This window comes from Rhodococcus pseudokoreensis, from assembly GCF_017068395.1.
Classification (GTDB): domain Bacteria; phylum Actinomycetota; class Actinomycetes; order Mycobacteriales; family Mycobacteriaceae; genus Rhodococcus_F; species Rhodococcus_F pseudokoreensis.
This window is the reverse complement of record NZ_CP070619.1, coordinates 4,765,938-4,783,474: the sequence shown is the minus strand read 5'-3', so window position 1 is coordinate 4,783,474 and position 17,537 is coordinate 4,765,938. Positions and strand designations below refer to the sequence as shown.

16 protein-coding genes are annotated in these 17,537 nt (G+C 66.3%); 7 read left to right on the top strand and 9 right to left on the bottom strand.

Annotation, left to right across the window (positions count from 1 at the left end; translation table 11 throughout):
* Nucleotides 1–5: 5 nt before the first annotated feature.
* Nucleotides 6–995: an alpha-ketoacid dehydrogenase subunit beta gene (locus JWS13_RS26980; RefSeq protein WP_206008393.1), complete on the bottom strand. Its 990-nt coding sequence runs from the start codon at nt 993–995 to the stop codon at nt 6–8.
* A complete protein-coding gene (gene pdhA / locus JWS13_RS26975) occupies nt 992–2,077 on the bottom strand; it encodes a pyruvate dehydrogenase (acetyl-transferring) E1 component subunit alpha (RefSeq protein WP_206008392.1) in 1,086 nt (361 codons plus the stop codon). The genes JWS13_RS26980 and pdhA overlap by 4 nt, the downstream gene beginning before the upstream one ends.
* Before the next feature lie 170 nt (nt 2,078–2,247).
* Between pdhA and JWS13_RS26970 the strand changes: the two genes are divergently transcribed.
* Nucleotides 2,248–2,721, top strand: coding sequence for an Lrp/AsnC family transcriptional regulator (locus JWS13_RS26970; protein WP_206008391.1), 474 nt, complete (start codon nt 2,248–2,250; stop codon nt 2,719–2,721).
* A 14-nt stretch (nt 2,722–2,735) separates the two neighbouring features.
* On the opposite strand, the gene JWS13_RS26965 is transcribed toward JWS13_RS26970, so the two are convergent.
* Entirely contained in the window at nt 2,736–4,091 is a 1,356-nt protein-coding gene (locus JWS13_RS26965; protein ID WP_206008390.1) for an MFS transporter, read from the bottom strand.
* A gap of 323 nt (nt 4,092–4,414) precedes the next feature.
* Here JWS13_RS26965 and JWS13_RS26960 point away from each other — a divergent pair, with 323 nt between their 5' ends.
* The 4 genes from JWS13_RS26960 to JWS13_RS26945 all read left to right on the top strand — a co-directional run bounded on the left by JWS13_RS26960 (nt 4,415) and on the right by JWS13_RS26945 (nt 8,616).
* Complete coding sequence (locus JWS13_RS26960; RefSeq protein WP_241032317.1) at nt 4,415–5,230, top strand: enoyl-CoA hydratase; 816 nt, start codon at nt 4,415–4,417, stop codon at nt 5,228–5,230.
* Between the two features lie 176 nt (nt 5,231–5,406).
* On the top strand, nt 5,407–6,360 hold the full coding sequence (locus JWS13_RS26955; protein ID WP_206008389.1) for a LysR family transcriptional regulator: 954 nt from the start codon (nt 5,407–5,409) through the stop codon (nt 6,358–6,360).
* 232 nt (nt 6,361–6,592) lie between these two features.
* Nucleotides 6,593–7,564, top strand: a complete 972-nt coding sequence (locus JWS13_RS26950; protein ID WP_206011737.1) for a putative oxygenase MesX — start codon at nt 6,593–6,595, stop codon at nt 7,562–7,564.
* A gap of 26 nt (nt 7,565–7,590) precedes the next feature.
* Nucleotides 7,591–8,616, top strand: coding sequence for a methionine synthase (locus JWS13_RS26945; protein WP_206008388.1), 1,026 nt, complete (start codon nt 7,591–7,593; stop codon nt 8,614–8,616).
* A 142-nt stretch (nt 8,617–8,758) separates the two neighbouring features.
* Here JWS13_RS26945 and JWS13_RS26940 read toward each other — a convergent pair whose 3' ends face one another.
* From JWS13_RS26940 to prpD, 6 genes are all read right to left on the bottom strand, one after another.
* Nucleotides 8,759–9,547: an ABC transporter ATP-binding protein gene (locus tag JWS13_RS26940; protein WP_206008387.1), complete on the bottom strand. Its 789-nt coding sequence runs from the start codon at nt 9,545–9,547 to the stop codon at nt 8,759–8,761.
* A complete protein-coding gene (locus JWS13_RS26935) occupies nt 9,544–10,599 on the bottom strand; it encodes a FecCD family ABC transporter permease (protein WP_374229581.1) in 1,056 nt (351 codons plus the stop codon). Before JWS13_RS26935 ends, JWS13_RS26940 begins: the two co-directional genes overlap by 4 nt.
* On the bottom strand, nt 10,581–11,621 hold the full coding sequence (locus JWS13_RS26930; protein WP_206008386.1) for an ABC transporter substrate-binding protein: 1,041 nt from the start codon (nt 11,619–11,621) through the stop codon (nt 10,581–10,583). Before JWS13_RS26930 ends, JWS13_RS26935 begins: the two co-directional genes overlap by 19 nt.
* Before the next feature lie 205 nt (nt 11,622–11,826).
* Nucleotides 11,827–12,972, bottom strand: a complete 1,146-nt coding sequence (locus tag JWS13_RS26925; protein ID WP_206008385.1) for a bifunctional 2-methylcitrate synthase/citrate synthase — start codon at nt 12,970–12,972, stop codon at nt 11,827–11,829.
* On the bottom strand, nt 12,972–13,886 hold the full coding sequence (gene prpB / locus JWS13_RS26920) for a methylisocitrate lyase (protein WP_206008384.1): 915 nt from the start codon (nt 13,884–13,886) through the stop codon (nt 12,972–12,974). Before prpB ends, JWS13_RS26925 begins: the two co-directional genes overlap by 1 nt.
* Nucleotides 13,886–15,406: a 2-methylcitrate dehydratase PrpD gene (gene prpD / locus JWS13_RS26915; RefSeq protein ID WP_206008383.1), complete on the bottom strand. Its 1,521-nt coding sequence runs from the start codon at nt 15,404–15,406 to the stop codon at nt 13,886–13,888. The genes prpB and prpD overlap by 1 nt, the downstream gene beginning before the upstream one ends.
* Before the next feature lie 152 nt (nt 15,407–15,558).
* Here prpD and JWS13_RS26910 point away from each other — a divergent pair, with 152 nt between their 5' ends.
* The gene (locus tag JWS13_RS26910) at nt 15,559–16,980 is read left to right on the top strand and encodes a short-chain fatty acyl-CoA regulator family protein (RefSeq protein WP_206008382.1); all 1,422 of its coding nucleotides are present in this window, start codon (nt 15,559–15,561) and stop codon (nt 16,978–16,980) included.
* A 147-nt stretch (nt 16,981–17,127) separates the two neighbouring features.
* Entirely contained in the window at nt 17,128–17,535 is a 408-nt protein-coding gene (locus tag JWS13_RS26905; RefSeq protein WP_206008381.1) for a four-helix bundle copper-binding protein, read from the top strand.
* Nucleotides 17,536–17,537 lie beyond the last annotated feature (2 nt).

Below are 17,537 nucleotides of genomic sequence, written 5' to 3'. Positions count from 1 at the left end.
GGTCCTTACGCGGTGAAGGTGCGGTCGACGGCGTCGAGGATGCGGTCGACGTCCGGCAGGAAGTGCTGTTCGAGTTTCGCCGGCGGGTAGGGGACGGTGAACCCGCCGACGCGGGCGACCGGCGCTTCGAGGTGATAGAAGCAGCGCTCACCGATGCGGGCGGCGATCTCGGCGCCGATCCCGAGGAACACGGGCGCCTCGTGGGTGATCACCAGGCGTCCGGTGCGTTGCACGGACGCGGCGACGGTGTCGACGTCGAGCGGGGAAATGGACCGCAGATCGATCACTTCGACCGACCGGCCCTCGCCGGCGGCGACCTTCGCCGCCTGCAGTGCCGTCGTCACGAGCGGCCCGTAGGCGACGACGGTGACGTCGGTGCCCGGGGCAACCACCCGGGCCCGGTGCAGCGGCCCCGGCTCGGCGGCCGGGTCGATCTGCCCCTTCTCCCAGTAGCGCCGCTTGGGTTCGAAGAAGAGCACCGGATCGTCCGAGGCGATGGCCTGCTGAATCATCGTCTGCGCGTCGGATGCGTTGCTGCAGGTCACCACCCGCAAACCCGCGGTCGCGGCGAAGTACCCCTCGGGGGACTCGGAGTGATGCTCGATGGCGCCGATGCCGCCGCCGTAGGGGACGCGGATGGTGATCGGCATCTTGACGTTGCCGCTGGTGCGGTAGTGGAGTTTGGCGACCTGCGAGACGATCTGGTCGAAGCCGGGGTAGATGAACCCGTCGAACTGGATCTCACACACCGGTCGGTAGCCGCGCATCGCGAGACCGACTGCGGTGCCGATGATCCCGGACTCGGCGAGAGGGGTGTCGATGACGCGATTGGGGCCGAAGTCCTTCTGCAGTCCGTCGGTGATGCGGAAGACACCGCCGAGTTTGCCGATGTCCTCACCCAGGAGCACGACCTTCGGGTCGTTCTCGAGGGCGCGGCGCAACCCGGCGTTGAGGGCCTTGCCGAGCGGAAGCGTGGTCGAGGCGGCGGTGCTCATGCGTCGGTTCCTTCGAAACTGTCGAGGTAGGCGGCGAACTGACGCCGCTCTTCGTCGACGAGGGGATGGGGTTCGGCGTAGACGTTGTCGAACAACGACATCGGCCCGGGCTCGACGGTCTCGAGGCATCCGCGGCGCAAGGCGGCGGCGGTGTCGTCGGCGCGCTGCTGCACCGCGGCGAGGTAGTCGTCGTCGATCGCACCCGTCGAGTCGAGGAGGGCACGGATCCGGTCAAGGGGGTCCTTGCGTTTCCATTCCTCGTCGAGCGCGGCCGGGCGGTACCGGGAAGGGTCGTCGGAGGTGGTGTGCGGGCCCATCCGGTAGGTGACGGCCTCGATCAGCGTCGGTCCGCTGCCTTCCCGTGCCCGTTCGAGCGCGGCCCGGGTCACGGCGATCACGGCGAGGACGTCGTTGCCGTCGACGCGCACGCTCGGGACGCCGAAGCCCCGGCCCCGCGCGGCGATGCTCACCCGCGATTGCAGACTGACCGGTTCGGAGATCGCCCACTGGTTGTTCTGGCAGAAGAACACCACCGGTGCGTTGAAGCTCGCAGCGAATCCGAAGGCCTCGGAGATGTCGCCCTGACTGGTCGCGCCGTCGCCGAAGTACGTGATCGCGGCGCCGTCCGAGCCGTCGAACTGCATGCCGAGCGCGTACCCGGTGGCGTGCAGCGCCTGCGCGCCGACGATGATCGCCGGGGTTGTCATGTTGTAGTCGAACGGGTTCCAGCCCGAGTGCGTCGACCCCCGCCAGAACCGGAGCATGTGGGTGGGATCGACGTCGCGGCAATACGCCACCCCGTGTTCGCGGTAGCTGGCGAAGACGAAGTCGCCGGGATCGAGTGCGCGCGCCGACCCGACCTGCGCCGCTTCCTGCCCCAGCAGCGGCGCCCAGAGCCCCAGTTCGCCCTGACGCTGCAGCGCGGTCGCCTCCGCGTCGATGCGCCGCACCACGACGAGGTCCTCGTACAGCGCGCGCACCGCGGTAAGATCCACGTCTTCGACGTACCGGGAGTAGTCGGGATGGGCCACTCGCGCACCGGTTTCGGTGACCAGTTGCACCACATCGTCGTTGTCGAACACGAAAACCTCCGAAAGGGGATGGAACGGGAGGCACCGCCGCCCACGTGTGACCGTTTCGGTCAGAATGATGCGTTCATGCAAACATCGGGATCCAGCATGCGCAAGTGCTGCATCTCAAATTAAGCAGAATGCCCAACTCTCGACACGGAGAGTGTGGGATACTGCGCTACATGACGAGACTCGATCGAACCGACGCCCGCCTGCTGCTCGCCCTGTGCGACGCTCCCCGCGCAACCGGCGTCCAACTGGCCACCCTGCTGGGGATGGCGCGGAATACCGTGCAGGCAAGAATGTCTCGCTGGGAGGAGCAGCACGTGCTCGCACCCGTCGACCGCTGCGTGTCACCCCGCGACCTGGGGTACCCCTTGCAGGCGTTCGTCACCGCGGTGGTCGACCAGCACCGCCTCGAGGACGTCATCGAACACCTGCGGGACATCGCCGAGGTGGTCGAGGTCGTCGGCATCTCCGGAGCCGCCGACCTGCACATCGGCGTGGTCGCCATTGATGCCGACGACCTGTACCGCGTCGCCGGCCTCATCCTCGCCGTGCCCGGGATCGAGCGCACCACGGTGTCCGTCGCCATGCGCGACGCCATCCCCTACCGGACCCGCCCACTGCTCGAGCGGATCGCCGAGGAGCGCTGACCCCGGGCGCACGCTCAACGACTCGCGGTGACCACGCGGGTGTCGGCGTTTTCGTCACTGCGCGTGGTACTTACGCGGGATCTGAGGACGAGAACCAGCATCACGGCGACGAGCATGACCGCCCCCACGACCCACAGTCCGGCGCGGGAGTTCCCGGTGGCGTCGAACAGCCACCCGGTGACGTACGGGGCCCCGAAACCGCTCAGGTTGCCCACCGAGTTGACGACGGCGATGCCCGCCGCGGCACCCGCACCGGTCAGGAACGTGCTGGGCAGGTACCAGAACACGGGCAGTGCGCAGAACACACCGACCGCGTTGACGGTGACCGCGATCATCGTCGTGAGCGGCGACTGCATGTACAGAGCAATGGGGATGGACACGGCTCCGATGAGAGTGGGCACGGCGACGTGCCAGATCCGCTCGCCCGTCCGGTCGGAGTGCCTGCTCCACAACACCATTGCGACCGCGCCGACCGCGAACGGAACCGCGACGATCAGTCCGGTGGTGAACAGCGAGAAATCGGTGGCGAACGTCTTCTTGAAACCGGCGACGATGCTGGGCAGGAAGAAGCTGAGCGAGTACAGCCCGTAGGTGATCCCGAAGTAGACGAGACCCAGCATCCACACACGCGCATCCGTGAGTGCCCGACGCACCGATCCAGTGATGTGGGAACCGGATTCCGAAGCCTCCGATTCGAGTTCACGCGTGAGCCACACCTTTTCGTCCTCGTCCAGCCACTTGGCCTGCGACGGCCGGTCCGTGAGGTAGAACCAGGTGACCACCGCGAGCAGGACGGCGGGTATCCCCTCGATCAGGAACATGACGCGCCAACCGGACAGACCGGATATGCCGTCCCAGTATTGGATGATGGCGCTCGACAACGGTGCCCCGAGCGCCGACGACACCGGGAGCGCGAGGAGGAACAGACCCATCAGCCGGACCCGGTAGGCGCGGGGGAACCACAGGGTCAGGTAGAGCAGGACTCCCGGGAAGAAGCCCGCCTCGGCGATACCCAGCAGCATGCGCAGCCCGTACAGCGCTCCGGAGTTCGGAACGAAGGCCATGGCCGCCGCGATGATTCCCCACGTGAGCATGATCCGGGCGATCCAGCGGCGGGCCCCGAACCTGTGCAGCGCGAGATTGCTCGGCACCTCGAACAGGAGATACCCGATGAAGAACAGCCCGGACGCCAGGCCGAACATGGTCTCGGTCAGCCCGAGTTCCGCGCTCATGGTCAGCTTCGCCAGCCCGATATTGGTCCGGTCGAGGTAGTTGACGAAATAGGCCAGGCCGAGGAACGGAATGAGCCGCCGGGCGACCTTCCGGACCACCCTCGCCTCGATCTCGGGTTTCTGCAGTACAGACGACATGAATGTCTCGGCTTTCTGAAGAGTGGGCACACCCGGCCGGGCGACGTGACGTGACGTGACGTGGACCACTGTATGGGCCGGATCCGCTCGAAACTATGGAGAAACTACACATGCGACGCCCGGATGAATGGAGGGATCCTCAGCCGGGCACCTCCCCGGAAACTCGCCTCATCGTGGTTGCAACATTCGCAGAACGATCCGTCGAATGTTGCAAGATTACTCAGCTGCAACATATTTCACTGTTCCGATCGGCGACGTAGCGTTGCGGGTGCCCCACAACGAGGCTGTGGGCGAGCGGAATGAGTAGTGAGGGCGGGAATGCGATGACGACCATGACGACCGGCGTGGCAGAGGTGGCCGCGGGACCCGAGGCCCCGGACCTGATCATCGAGAATGCGGACGCGGTGGTGACGGTCACCTTCAATCGGCCCGGCAAGCTTAACTCGTTGACACCGCAGATGTACGAGGACCTCGGGCGAGTGTGCGAGCGGGTGAACGCGGACCCGACGGTACGGTTGCTGGTCGTCCGCGGCGCCGGCCGGGCGTTTGCCGCCGGCTCCGACATCGCGCACTTCCGGACGTTCACCGATGGTGCGGACGGGGTGGCATACGAGGACCGGTTCGTGCAGGTGCTCGAACGCCTGGAGCAGGTGCGGGTGCCGACGTTGGCGGTGATCGACGGGGCCTGTGTGGGTGCGGGACTGATCGTCGCGGCGGCGTGCGACGTGCGGGTCGCGACCACGCGCTCCTACTTCGGGTTGCCGATCGCCCGCACCCTGGGCAACGCGCTGTCCGCGTATCCGTTGGCGCTGCTCACCGACAGATTGGGCTCGGCCCGGTTGGCGTCGATGGTGGCACGGGCGACGATGCTGCCGGCCGCCGAGGCCGCCTCGATCGGATTCGTGATCGAGCCCGCCGGCCTCGGGCTGTTCGACGACCTGGTGACGGAGGTGACCGGGCAGCTTCTCGCGGCGGCGCCGTTGACGGTGGTCGCAACCCGTGAGGTGCTGCGCCGGATCCGCACGGCCGGGTTGCCGGAGTCCGCGGATCTGATCCGTGCGGTGTACGGCAGTGCTGATTTCCGGGCCGGGGTCACCGCGTTCCTGCAGGGTGGGCGCGCGGAGTGGTCCGGGTCCTGAGCAGACAGTGAGCGGATCTGGGCGTTCGATCTCCCCGCTCGATGATGTGCGCCGCAGGTCCGCCGGCGAGCGTCCCAAGAGGTGCATTCACAGCCGTTGTCCGGTGAGAGCGATGAGCGGTTCCACCAGGGCATCCGCAGCGTCGGCGAGGTGTACAGGTGCGATAGGTTTCTGCCATGGCACGGGACGTCGCGAGAACGGTGCGGGGAATCACCCTTCAGCAGTTGCGGTACTTCGTGGAGGTGGCCGCCGAAGGATCCATCAGTGCCGCGGCGGACCTGCTTTATGTCGCGCAACCGACCATGTCGGCCGCGCTGAAAGACCTCGAACGTCGCGTGGGACGTACGCTCTTCGTTCGCTCGCCCCGTGGGGTGACGCTCACCGAAGACGGGGCGGAATTTCTCGGCTACGCGCGCCAGGTGGTCGAGCAATCGGAACTCCTGGAACAGCGGTATCTTGGCCGCGGGCCTTCGCGCCGGCTCTTGGCCGTATCAACTCAGCACTACTCATTCGTCGTCGACGCCTTCGCCCGCATGGTGAAAGCGTCTGAGGCCGCGGAGTACGCGTTCAGTCTTCGAGAGACCCGCACGTGGGACATCATCGAAGATGTTCGCACGCTGCGAAGTGAGCTCGGTGTGCTCTATCGCAACGAGTTCAACGCAAACGTGATCAACAAGCTGATTCGCGAAGCAGGGCTGGTCTTCACGCCGCTGTTTCTGGCGTCGCCACATATCTTCATCGCCCGCACGAACCCTCTCGCGGGACGAAAGAGTGTGGCGCTGAGTGATCTTGAAGATTTGCCCCGGCTCACGTTTGACCAGGGTGTGAACAACTCCTTCTATCTCGCTGAAGAGATCCTCTCCACCCTTTCATCGAAGCAAGACATTCGGGTGAGCGATCGAGCGACCATCTTCAACCTCATGATCGGTCTGGGCGGGTACACCATCTCTACCGGCATCGTCTCGGACGATCTCGATCCGTCTATCGTCGCTGTTCCGCTCGACGTGGACGATCGCATCGAGATCGGTTGGATCGGTCATGCCTCGGTGTCGTTGACCGCCCAGGCTCAGCGCTTCGTGGCGGAGATGCGCGACGTCGTTTCGGGGTTCGGAGTCGATCTGCTGGCATAGTCATTGGCTATATCCAGCTATCGCCCGCGGTAATTAGGCTATGACGCCGGGGCTACCTACACTGACTTCCACGCCACTTCGGACAGTCGGCTCCCGGGGTCTTCGGCCTGAAAGATCGGCCCTGGACCTTCGGGAGATTCTGTTGAAGTGCTGCGAAAACTCAGGCAGTGAACCCGTGCGGCGACGCGCTCGTCGCTGCACTCACCGCAAGTGATTGGGGCAACTGATCAGCATGACGAACGACTGTGTTTTCAGCATCAGCACGACGCGCTTCGATGAGGACTACACCCCGACGACCAACTCGCGCAGCACGACAAACTTCGCGAATCTCGCACGCGGCGAGGATCGTCGGCAGAATCTGCGCAACGCGGTGACGATGATGAACACCCGTGTCAACGAGGTGGTGCACTGGGACAATCCGCGTGGTGACCGCTACGCACTCGAACTCGACATCGTCTCGGTGGACCTGCATCTCGCGTCGGCCGGCGATGACGCCGCGTTTCCGGTGATCGAAGTGCTCGACGTTGACATCGTCGATACCACCACGGGCGCCCGAATGGAGGGCATCGTCGGAAACAACTTCTCCTCATACATTCGCGACTACGATTTCAGCGTTCGGCTCCCGGGGCACCAAGCGACGGGAATCCCCAGCGACTTCGGCGATCTGCACGGGCAGGTCTTTCAGCGTTTTGTTGAATCGGACGAGTATCGCGAACGGTTCTCGCAGCCACCAGTCATCTGCATCAGCGTTTCGACGTCCAGGACGTACCGCCGACTCACGAATTACCACCCGATTCTTGGGGTGGAGTATGTGGCAGAGGAGAAGTCGCTCACCGATCAGTACTTCGGGAAGATGGGGCTCAGGGTTCGCTACTTCATGCCTCAGGGGTCCGTCGCTCCATTGGCCTTTTACCACCGCGGTGACTTGCTCAACGACTATTCATTCCTCGCACTCGCGGGAACGATCGCGACGATGGAGACGTTTCAGAAGATCTATCGTCCCGAGATCTACAACGCGAACACTGCGGCGTCGGAGGTGTACCAGCCGAGTCTCGACAACGGCAACTATTCACTTCCGCAAGTGAGCTACGACCGTGTCGAGCGCACTCAGCTCGCGACCACACAGGGAAAGTTCACCGAGGTGAATCTCATGAAACCGTATGGCCCTGTTCTTGAACGGTGGGCTACCAAGCAATCCGCCTGACCGTGCGAGACCGAAAGGTACCAGAGATGAACACACTCCTGCCCACCTCGATCGTCGGTAGCCTGCCCAAGCCCTCGTGGCTTTCGGAGCCAGAGAAGCTCTGGTCGCCGTGGAAGTTGCGAGACGACGAACTGCGCGAAGGGAAACTCGACGCCCAGACGCTTGCAGCACATGAGCAGCGTCGTGCCGGGCTCGACATCATCAGCGATGGTGAACAGACGCGTCAGCATTTCGTGACCACGTTCATCGAGCACCTCAGCGGCGTTGACTTCGACCGGCGCGAGACCGTGCGAATTCGTGACCGCTATGATGCGAGCGTCCCGACGGTTGTCGGCGCGGTGAGCCGCGAAAAGTCAGTGTTCGCAGCGGATGCGACGCGTCTTCGAGCAGCGGCCGACCAGCCGATCAAATGGGCCCTGCCTGGCCCAATGACAATGATCGACACGCTCTATGACGACCACTACAAGAGTCGCGAAAAGCTCGCATGGGAGTTCGCGACTATCCTGAACCAAGAAGCAAAGGACTTGGAAGCGGCAGGCGTCGACATAATCCAGATCGATGAGCCCGCGTTCAACGTGTTCTTCGACGAACTGAAAGACTGGGGAGTAGCGGCGCTCGAGCGCGCGACCGAAGGGCTGAGCTGCGAAACTGCCGTTCACATCTGTTACGGCTACGGCATCAAAGCCAACACCGACTGGAAGGCAACGCTCGGGGCCGAGTGGCGCCAGTACGAAGAGTCGTTTCCACTGCTGCAACAGTCATCGATCGACATCGTGTCGCTGGAGAGTCACAATTCGCGGGTACCTGTCGACCTGATCGAACTGCTTCGGGGCAAGAAGGTCATGCTGGGTGCGATCGATGTGGCGAGCGACACCATCGAGACGCCCGAAGAGGTTGCCGCAACCCTTCGTCGCGCACTCCCGTTTGTTGACGCAGACAAGCTCTACCCGAGTACCAATTGCGGTATGGCGCCACTGGGCCGACGCGTCGCACGAGACAAGATGGTCGCGCTCGCCGCTGGGGCTGAACTTCTGCGACGTGAGCTGGCCTAGCGACTCCGACGACTCGGCGGCACCCGAGTACAGCTGGAGAACTGATGCTTCGTAACGTCGCTGAACGAGGCGCTCGAAGCGGTTCCGGCGCAGCCCCCTGTGAGTACTTGTTAACCGCCGGCGGTTAACAAGTACTCACAGGTCAGAGGTCGGCGAGATGCCGTGAGAACTGCGGCCGGTACGTGACGGTCGGGTAGCCGGTGACGGGATCGACGGCGACCCCCGCCCGCACCCGGTACACCTGCTCGACGAGCGCCTCGGTGATCACCGTGGCGGGACGGCCGGCGGCGACGATGCGGCCGGCCTCGAGCACCACCACGCGATCACAGAACATCGCGGCCAGATTGAGATCGTGCAGGGCGATGTAACTGGTGAGGGGAAGTTCGGCGACCAGGGACAGGATGTCGAGCTGATGCTGGATGTCCAGGTGGTTGGTCGGTTCGTCCAGCAGCAGTTCGTCCGGTTCCTGCGCGAGGGCCCGCGCGATCTGGGCGCGTTGCCGTTCCCCGCCGGACAGGGTGTGCCACAGCCGGTGCGACTTCGACGTCATGCCGGTGTGCTCGAGCGCCCGCTCGACGGCCGCGGCGTCCGCCGACTCGTCGCCGCCGAAGACCCCGCGGTGCGGGATCCGGCCGAGCCGGACCACGTCGAGCACGGTGATGTCGACCTCGGTGTCGGAATGCTGATCGACCATCGCCACCCGGCGCGCGACCTGCCGTCGCCGGAGGGTCCTGATGTCGGTGCCGTCGAGCAGGACACTGCCGGAGTCGGGTTCGGCGATCCCGCTGAGCAGTCGCAGGAGCGAGGACTTGCCCGAGCCGTTCGGGCCGAGCAGCCCGATGGTCTCACCGGCCGCGGGGTCGACGGTCACCCCGTCGAGCACGAGGTGTCCGCCGCGGCTCCAGCCGAGGTTCTTCGCGTGCAGCGTCATCGGCTGGTCCGCATGCGGAAGAGGATGACGGCGAAGGCCGGGACGCCGATCAGGGCGGTGACGACGCCGACCGGAACCTCTTGCGGTGCGAACACGGTGCGCGCGATCGCGTCCACCCACACCATGAAGATGGCGCCGACCACGGCAGTGGTGGGGAGCAGCCGGCTGTGCCGGGGACCGACAAGGAACCGTGCGGCGTGCGGCAGGACCAGTCCCACGAACCCGATCGCGCCTGCGGCGCTCACCAGGGCGGCGGTGACGAGTGCGGTGACGGTCAGCAGGAGGATCCGGATCCACCGGACCGGCACCCCGAGTGCGGCGGCCGCGGTGTTTCCGAATGTGAAGGCGTCCAGCGCGGACGACTGGGTCAGGCACACCAGCAGTCCGACGAGAGTGACTGCCCCGCACAGGGTGACGTCGGCCCAATCGGCGCCGGAGAGCGAGCCGAGCAGCCAGAACAGCACACCGCGGGTCTGCTCGGCGTCCGCGGACGAGATCACGATGAACGACGTCAACGCCGAGAACAGTTGTGTCCCGGCCACTCCCGCGAGCACCACCCGGGACGTGCCACCGCCTGCGCCGGCGGCGAGCAGCATCACCAGGGCGAACGAAAGCACCGCGCCCGCGAACGCCCCCGCCGACAGCGACACCGCGCCGGCGCCGAGACCGAGGACCGCGATCAGCACCGCCCCGGTGGACGCCCCCGACGAGATGCCGAGCACGAACGGGTCGGCGAGCGGATTGCGCAGCAGCGACTGCATGATCGCCCCGCACAGCGCCAGTCCCGCGCCGCAGACGGCGGCGAGGAGGGTGCGGGGCAGTCTCAGCTCCCAGACGATGCCCTCTTTGATGCGGCTGATGTCGGCGCTCCCGAATCCGAGACGCTCGAACACGACGGCGTAGACGTCACCGACCGACAGGCTGGCGGGTCCGATAGTGATGACGACGGCGATCGACGCCGCCAGCACCGCGAGGCCGCCGAGCAGGTATGCCCCGAGCAGCGGCCGGGAGTCGAATCGTGTGGCCACCACGGTCAGTTCGCCAGTCCCCACTGCTTCAGCGCGGCCGCCGTCTTCTCCACGCCGTCGATGGTGCGGATCGACGGGTTCAGGTCGGCACCGTTGACGACGATGTACCGCTTGTCACGAACGGCGGTGAGCCGCTGGGTGACCGGATTCGACTCGAGGAACGCGATCTTGCTGTCGAGGGCATCTCCGTCGATGCTGCGGCGGCTCAGATCCGCGAGGACGAGGGCGGTGGGGTCGCGGTCGAGGACGCTCTCCCAGCTGACCTGGGGCCATTCGTTGGTGGTGTCGGCGAAGATGTTCCCGGCGCCGACGGAGTTGGTGATGATGCCGGAGGATCCGCAGCAGCCCGCCATGTACGGGGTGTTGGTGTCGGCGAACCAGTACGCCAGGGACACCCCGGAGGCCTCGACCTCCCTCGACGCGGCGTCGAACCGCTGCTGCAGTTCCGTGACGAACTGCTCACCGCGGTCTCGGACGTCGAAGATGGCGGCGAGTTCGCGGATCTCCTGGTAGACGGTGTCGATGCGCAGCGGTTCGGTGCGTGCCCCGTCCGCGTTGACGCTCTCGTCGGTCTTGCCCTGGCAATCGGTGGGCGAGAGATAGCTGGGGACGCCCAACTGGTCGAACTGGCTCCGGTCGGCGACACCGCCCGGTCCGAGGGTGCCGCCGAACGAGGCCGACACGAAATCGGGTTCGGTGTCGAGAACCACCTCGAAGGACGGCTTGTTGTCGGCGAGCCGCGGGACCTTCGCGTTGTCGGCGGCGAGATTGTCGCGGACGGGGTCGGTCCAGGTGGCGGTGCCCACCATCCGGTCGGCGAGGCCGAGGGAGAGCAGGATCTCGGTCGAGCCCTGATTGAGCGACACCGCGCGCTGCGGTGGTGCGTCGATGGTGACGGTGTGCCCGCAGTTCTCGACGGTCATCGGGTACGCGGAGGATTCCGAAGCCTGCTCGGGCGCCGGTTCGTCCGGGGACGCCGAGCATGCGGAGACCAGTAGGGCCGAGCCGACAGTGAGAGCAGCGAGGTGCCGCCAAGACGTGCGCATGAAGAGCGAACTCCTTCATCAGGGCCCAGTCGCGGAGCCGAGGATCACCGAACTCGATCGGGAGTAGTCGGGCTCCGCTCCCCTTCGGGGACCGTTACCGTTGCGCGTCAGCCCCGGATTCACACCGGGTTCCCTCGCCGATCGTGGCCGCACGGACGGCCTCGGACACCATAACCCCCTGTGAGTACTTGTTAACCGCCGGCGGTTAACAAGTACTCACAGGTGCGAAGCGCATCACGGAACGCTGCGCGACGCCGGTGTACTCCGACAGCGGGCGGATCAGGGCGTTCGATTCTCCCTGCTCGATGATGTGGGCGGTCCACCCGGTGATGCGGCTCATCACGAAGATGGGGGTGAACACCTCGATGTCGAAGCCCATCAGGTAGTAGGCGGGCCCGGTGGGGAAGTCGAGGTTCGGTTTGATTCCGGTGGCCTCGTTCATCGTCTTCTCGAGGATCTCGTACATCTGCACCCACCTGTCGCCGTCGGTGCGGGCGGCGACGTCGAGGAACGCCTGCTTCATGGTGGGAACGCGGGAGTCGCCGTTCTTGTAGACGCGGTGCCCGAAACCCATCACCTTGTCCTTGGCGGCGAGCTTGCCGAGCAGCCACTGCTCGGCAAGGGCGGGGTCGCCGATCTCGAGCATGTGATGCATGACGGCCTCGTTGGCGCCGCCGTGCAGCGGCCCCTTCAGCGCCCCGATGGCGGCGGTGACGGCGCTGTAGATGTCCGACAGCGTCGAGGTCACCACCCGGGCGGCGAAGGTGGACGCGTTGAAGGAGTGCTCGGCGTAGAGGATCAGCGACACCTCGAACGCCTTGACCAGCTCCGGGGCCGGCACCTCCCCGAAGCACATGTGCAGGAAGTTCTCCGCGAACCCCAGATGACTGTGCGGGGCGATCGGGTCGAGGCCGCGGCGGCGGCGGTGATCCGCGGCCACGATGGTCGGCAGCACCGCCATCATCCGCAACGCCTTGGCCCGGTTGGCGCCAGGGGTGTTGTCGTCCTCTTCCGGGTCCTCGGCGCCGAGGTAGCTGATCGCGGTGCGCACCACATCCATCGGGTGGCAGTTCTCCGGCAGCTTCGTCACCAGCGACAGCAGCGACCGGTCGGCCCGGCGGGCGGCCCGCTCACGCTGGGTGAACAGGGCCAGCTGCGCGTCGGTGGGCAGTTCCCCGTTCCACAGCAGATACGCGACCTGCTCGAAGCTGCAATGTGCCGCCAGATCCTGCACCGCGTAGCCGCGGTAGGTCAGCGAATTGGTCTCCGGCACCACCTTCGAGATGGCGGTGGTGTCGACGACGACACCGGCCAGTCCCTTGTAGATGGTGGGTATCGCGGTTTCGGTCATCACTGGCTCCCCGTGAGTGTGAAGTTGAAGACTCCGGAATCGAACTCGTTGTAGCGCTCGTACTCGAGCACCTCGTACAGACGCGACCGGGACTGCATCCGGCCGAGCAGCCCCTCCTGGGTGCCCTTGTCGTGGATCTCGCGCAGCCCGGCCTCGATCGCACCCATCGCCAACCGCAAAGTCGTGACCGGGTAGATCACGGCGTTGTAGCCGATGTCCTGCAGCGTCTGCGCCGGGATCAACTCGGATTTGCCGAATTCGGTCATGTTCGCAAGCAACGGAATGTCGACGGCCGCCCGGAACTTCGCGAATTCCTCCTCGGTGTGCAGGGCCTCGGTGAAGATCAGGTCGGAGCCGGCAGCGGCGTACGCCTTCGCCCGCTCGATCGCCGCGTCGATACCGTCGATCCCGGCGGCGTCGGTGCGGGCGCAGATGACGAAGTTCGGATCCCGCCGGGCGGACACCGCGGCCCGCAGTCGGCGCACCATCTCGTCGGTCGGCACGATCGCCTTGCCGTCGAGGTGACCGCACCGCTTGGGGTTGACCTGATCCTCCAGGTGCAGGCCCGCGATACCCGCGTCCTCGAAGGCGAGGACGGTGCGGGCTGCGGACATCGGCTCACCGAATCCGGTGTCGGCGTCGACGAGGACGGGAAGGTCCGTGACCCCGGCGATCTGTGCGCTGTGCGCCGTGACCTCGGTGAGCGTGGTCAGCCCGATGTCGGGCAGGCCGAGGCCGGCGGAGAACGCACCACCGGAGACGTAGACGCCCTCGAATCCGATCTCCTGGATGAGCTTCGCGGTCAGCGGGTTGATCGCTCCCGGCAGCCGGGTGATGCCCTCCGACGTCAGGCTCGCCCGGAAGGCTGCGCGCTTGTCGGCCGCGGACGTCGCGGCGGCGATGAGGCCGGCCATCAGAAGAGGCCCTTCGGCGACTTCGGCGAGCGACCCAGCACCTCGTCCGACACCGTGAAGGTGAGCTGGTCCAGCTCGTCGGCCTTCAGCTCGGGGGTGCGCTGCGCTGCGTCGAGGAAGCGATCCTGCTCGGCCTGCGCAACGACACCCTCGGCGAGGGTGCGGAACTTCGCGATGTACTGGTCACGCGCGAACGGCCGGGCGCCGAGCGGGTGGGCGTCGGCGACGGCGAGTTCGTCGACGATCACCTCACCGCTCTTCAGGGTGATCTCGGCGCGGGCGCCGAAGGCCTTCTCGTTCGGGTCGGTGGAGTGGTAGCGGCGGGTCCACTCCGGGTCCTCGGCGGTGGAGATCTTCTTCCACAGCTCGATCGTGTCGGGACGCTGCGCCCGCTCGGGGGCGTAGGAGCGTTCGTGGTGCCAGGTGCCGTCCTGCAGCGCGACCGCGAAGATGTACATGATCGAGTGGTCGAGCGTTTCGCGCGACGCCTTGGGATCGAACTTCTGCGGGTCGTTGGAGCCGGTGCCGATCACGTAGTGGGTGTGGTGGCTGGTGTGCAGCACGATCGACGCGATCTGGTCCAGGTCGCCGATGCGCTCGCGCATGCGGCACGCGAGGTCGATCGGGGCCTGGCTCTGGTACTCGGCCGAGTGCTCCTTGGTGTAGGTGTCGAGGATGCCGCGCTTGGCCTCGCCGGGACCGGGCAGCGGCACGTTGTATTCCGCCTTCGGGCCGCCGAGCAGCCACGCGATGACACCGTCCTCGCCCTCCCAGATCGGCGACGGTGCGCCCTCGCCGCGCAGTGCCCGGTCCACGGCCTCGACGGCCATCTTGCCGGCGAAGGCCGGGGCGTACGCCTTCCAGCTGGAGATCTCGCCCTTGCGCGACTGCCGGGTGGCGGTGGTGGTGTGCAGGGCCTGGCCGATCGCCTGGTAGACGGTGTCGGTGTCGAGGCCCAGCAGGGTGCCGATCCCGGCGGCCGCGGAGGGGCCGAGATGCGCGACGTGGTCGATCTTGTGCTCGTGCAGGCAGATCGCGCGGACCAGGTCGACCTGGATCTCGTAGCCGGTGGCGAGGCCGCGGATCAGGTCGTTGCCGTTACGGCCCGTGTGCTGGGCGACCGCGAGGATCGACGGGATGTTGTCACCGGGGTGCGAGTACTCGGCGGCGAGGAACGTGTCGTGGAAGTCGAGCTCCCGGACCGCGACGCCGTTCGCCCACGCCGCCCACTCGGGCGAGAAGGTGCCACCGACACCGAACACGGTCGACCCGTGTTTGCTCGATGGCGACTGGCTGTAGGGGTGCGACTGTGCCTGCGCCCGCGCGTTCGCGACCGGGCGGCGGGTCAGGGAGGCCGCGGCGACGGCGGCGTTGTCGATGATCCGGTTGACGATCATCTCCGCGGTGTCCGCAGGCACCTCGACGGGGTCGGTGGCGACCTCGGCGATCTTCCACGCCAGGTGCTCCTCGCGCGGGAAGTCCTCGGCGGAGCGGTGCGTGCGTACGAGATGGGTCTTCACAGGTGTTCCTCCGGGCATCGTTGAGCTGTCTCGCTTTCGCACGCTACACAGACGCATCTACCAGCGAAATACGCCGCAAATGCCTACTTTTGCGGATCGAATCCTGCAAATTTGCGAACTTTGTGTAAGCGGCGGGTGCTACCTTTTCGGGTATGCAGAAGATGTATGCCGGTGGTCGGCTTCGGCGGCTGCGCGAGGAGCGCGGGCTGACCCAGTCGGCGCTCGCGAAAACGCTCGGGCTGTCCACCAGCTACGTCAATCAGCTCGAAAACGACCAGCGCCCGCTGACGGTCCCGGTGCTGCTGCGTCTCAATGCCGAACTCGATCTCGACATGTCGTTCTTCGCCGCCGACACCGACGCCCGGCTGCTGGCCGACCTGCAGGAGGTGTTCGGGGAGAACCCCGAGGCCGCCGACCTGTCCACCACCGACATCGACGAACTCATCTCCCGAGTCCCGGCCGCAGCCCGGGTACTTGTCGGGTTGCACCGGAGGCTACGCGGCGCCACCGCGCAACTCGAGCAGTTCTCCACCGGCGTCGAAGGCACACTGGCGGACCCGTCGACCGCGATGCCCTACGAGGATGTCCGCGACTTCTTCTACGACCAGCGCAACCACATCCCCGAACTCGACATCGCCGCCGAAAACCTGTTCACCTCACGGGATTTGACCCTCGGCGGCATGGATCTGCAACTGAGCCGGCTGCTGCACGACGAACACGACATCACCGTCACCATCCGCACCGACGACCCCGACCGGCCCGGCCCGAAACGCACCTTCGACCCGCAGACCCGGGTGCTGACCCTCGCCCGGCGGCTCGCACCCGGACAACGCGCCTTCCAACTCGCCACCCAGCTGGCGTTTCTCACCCAGGCCGAGACGATCGACCGGATCGTCACCCGGGCGGAATCGCTGCCGGCCCAGTCGAGGGACCTCGCCCGGATCGGGCTCGCGAACTACTTCGCCGGCGCCCTGATCCTGCCCTACACCCCGTTCCTGGCCTCCGCGGAAGCACTGCGCTACGACATCGACCTGCTGTCGATGAAATTCGAGGTCGGCTTCGAAACCATCTGCCACCGCCTCTCCACCCTGCAGCGCCGCGGCCGGCGCGGGGTGCCGTTCTTCTTCGTCCGCACCGACCGCGCCGGCAACATCTCCAAACGCCAGTCCGCCACCGCCTTCCACTTCTCGAGGGTCGGCGGCAGCTGCCCACTGTGGGTGGTGCACGACGCGTTCGCCACCCCGGGACGGATCCGCACCCAGATCGCGCAGATGCCCGATGGGCGCTCCTACCTGTGGCTGGCCCGCACCACCGACGAGAGCACCCCCGGCTACCTGTCCCGGAAGCGGGACTTCGCGATCGGCCTGGGCTGCGACCTCACCTACGCGAGCAAACTCGTCTACTCCCACGGCCTGCAGATCGACGACCCGTCCACCGCCGTCCCCATCGGCCCCGGTTGCAAGGTCTGCGAGCGCGCAGGCTGCGCCCAACGCGCCTTTCCGCAACTCGGACGCACCATCAACGTCGACGAGAACAGCGCCGCCACCATCCCCTACACCCCCGGCGCCCGCTGAACGCGGCCCACCCTTCAACCGAACCGCCGCAGAGGTAGAGCGCCCGTGACCGACGGAGAAGAGATCACCGGTTCGCCGTCGCGCGCACCACCGGGACCGGACTACCGTCGAAAGGGAATCGCATCACCATTCCACTGAGGAGGGGTCATGACTTCGACCCGGGAACTGTTCGACACCATGATCGCCAAATCCGGCTTGAGCAGTGACGTACTCGCCGCCGCCGTGGACGCCCTGCAGGAGGGCGAGGAAATCGTGGCGGCCTGCTCGATGGGCATGCTCGGTGCGCAGGATGCGCTGCAACTGGCCCCCGCCATCAGCCGGGACCTCGACTGCGCCGACATCCTCGGCGTCACCCGCCGCATCCTGACTCGGGGCAGCGGTCCGGACCACACCCTGATCACCGCCCAACTCGAAGCCTGCCTGCTCGCCTGCGAACGTAGCCACGAGTTGTGCAGCCGACACGCCGACCACCACGCTCACTGCCGGATGTGCGCGGACGCGACGCGCCGCTGCGCCGACATGTGCCGCCAGGTCCTCACAGCAATTCACGTCTAGGA

Bases quoted from the DNA above. Each gene is read 5' to 3' on its own strand.
- JWS13_RS26930 (WP_206008386.1), bottom strand. From the start codon at position 11,621: ATGCGCACGTCTTGGCGGCACCTCGCTGCTCTCACTGTCGGCTCGGCC.
- JWS13_RS26925 (WP_206008385.1), bottom strand. From the start codon at position 12,972: ATGACCGAAACCGCGATACCCACCATCTACAAGGGACTGGCCGGTGTC.
- JWS13_RS26980 (WP_206008393.1), bottom strand. From the start codon at position 995: ATGAGCACCGCCGCCTCGACCACGCTTCCGCTCGGCAAGGCCCTCAAC.
- JWS13_RS26950 (WP_206011737.1), top strand. From the start codon at position 6,593: ATGACGAACGACTGTGTTTTCAGCATCAGCACGACGCGCTTCGATGAG.
- JWS13_RS26960 (WP_241032317.1), top strand. From the start codon at position 4,415: ATGACGACCATGACGACCGGCGTGGCAGAGGTGGCCGCGGGACCCGAG.
- JWS13_RS26965 (WP_206008390.1), bottom strand. From the start codon at position 4,091: ATGTCGTCTGTACTGCAGAAACCCGAGATCGAGGCGAGGGTGGTCCGG.
- JWS13_RS26910 (WP_206008382.1), top strand. From the start codon at position 15,559: ATGCAGAAGATGTATGCCGGTGGTCGGCTTCGGCGGCTGCGCGAGGAG.
- JWS13_RS26905 (WP_206008381.1), top strand. From the start codon at position 17,128: ATGACTTCGACCCGGGAACTGTTCGACACCATGATCGCCAAATCCGGC.
- prpB (WP_206008384.1), bottom strand. From the start codon at position 13,886: ATGGCCGGCCTCATCGCCGCCGCGACGTCCGCGGCCGACAAGCGCGCA.
- JWS13_RS26970 (WP_206008391.1), top strand. From the start codon at position 2,248: ATGACGAGACTCGATCGAACCGACGCCCGCCTGCTGCTCGCCCTGTGC.
- JWS13_RS26940 (WP_206008387.1), bottom strand. From the start codon at position 9,547: ATGACGCTGCACGCGAAGAACCTCGGCTGGAGCCGCGGCGGACACCTC.
- JWS13_RS26945 (WP_206008388.1), top strand. From the start codon at position 7,591: ATGAACACACTCCTGCCCACCTCGATCGTCGGTAGCCTGCCCAAGCCC.
- JWS13_RS26955 (WP_206008389.1), top strand. From the start codon at position 5,407: ATGGCACGGGACGTCGCGAGAACGGTGCGGGGAATCACCCTTCAGCAG.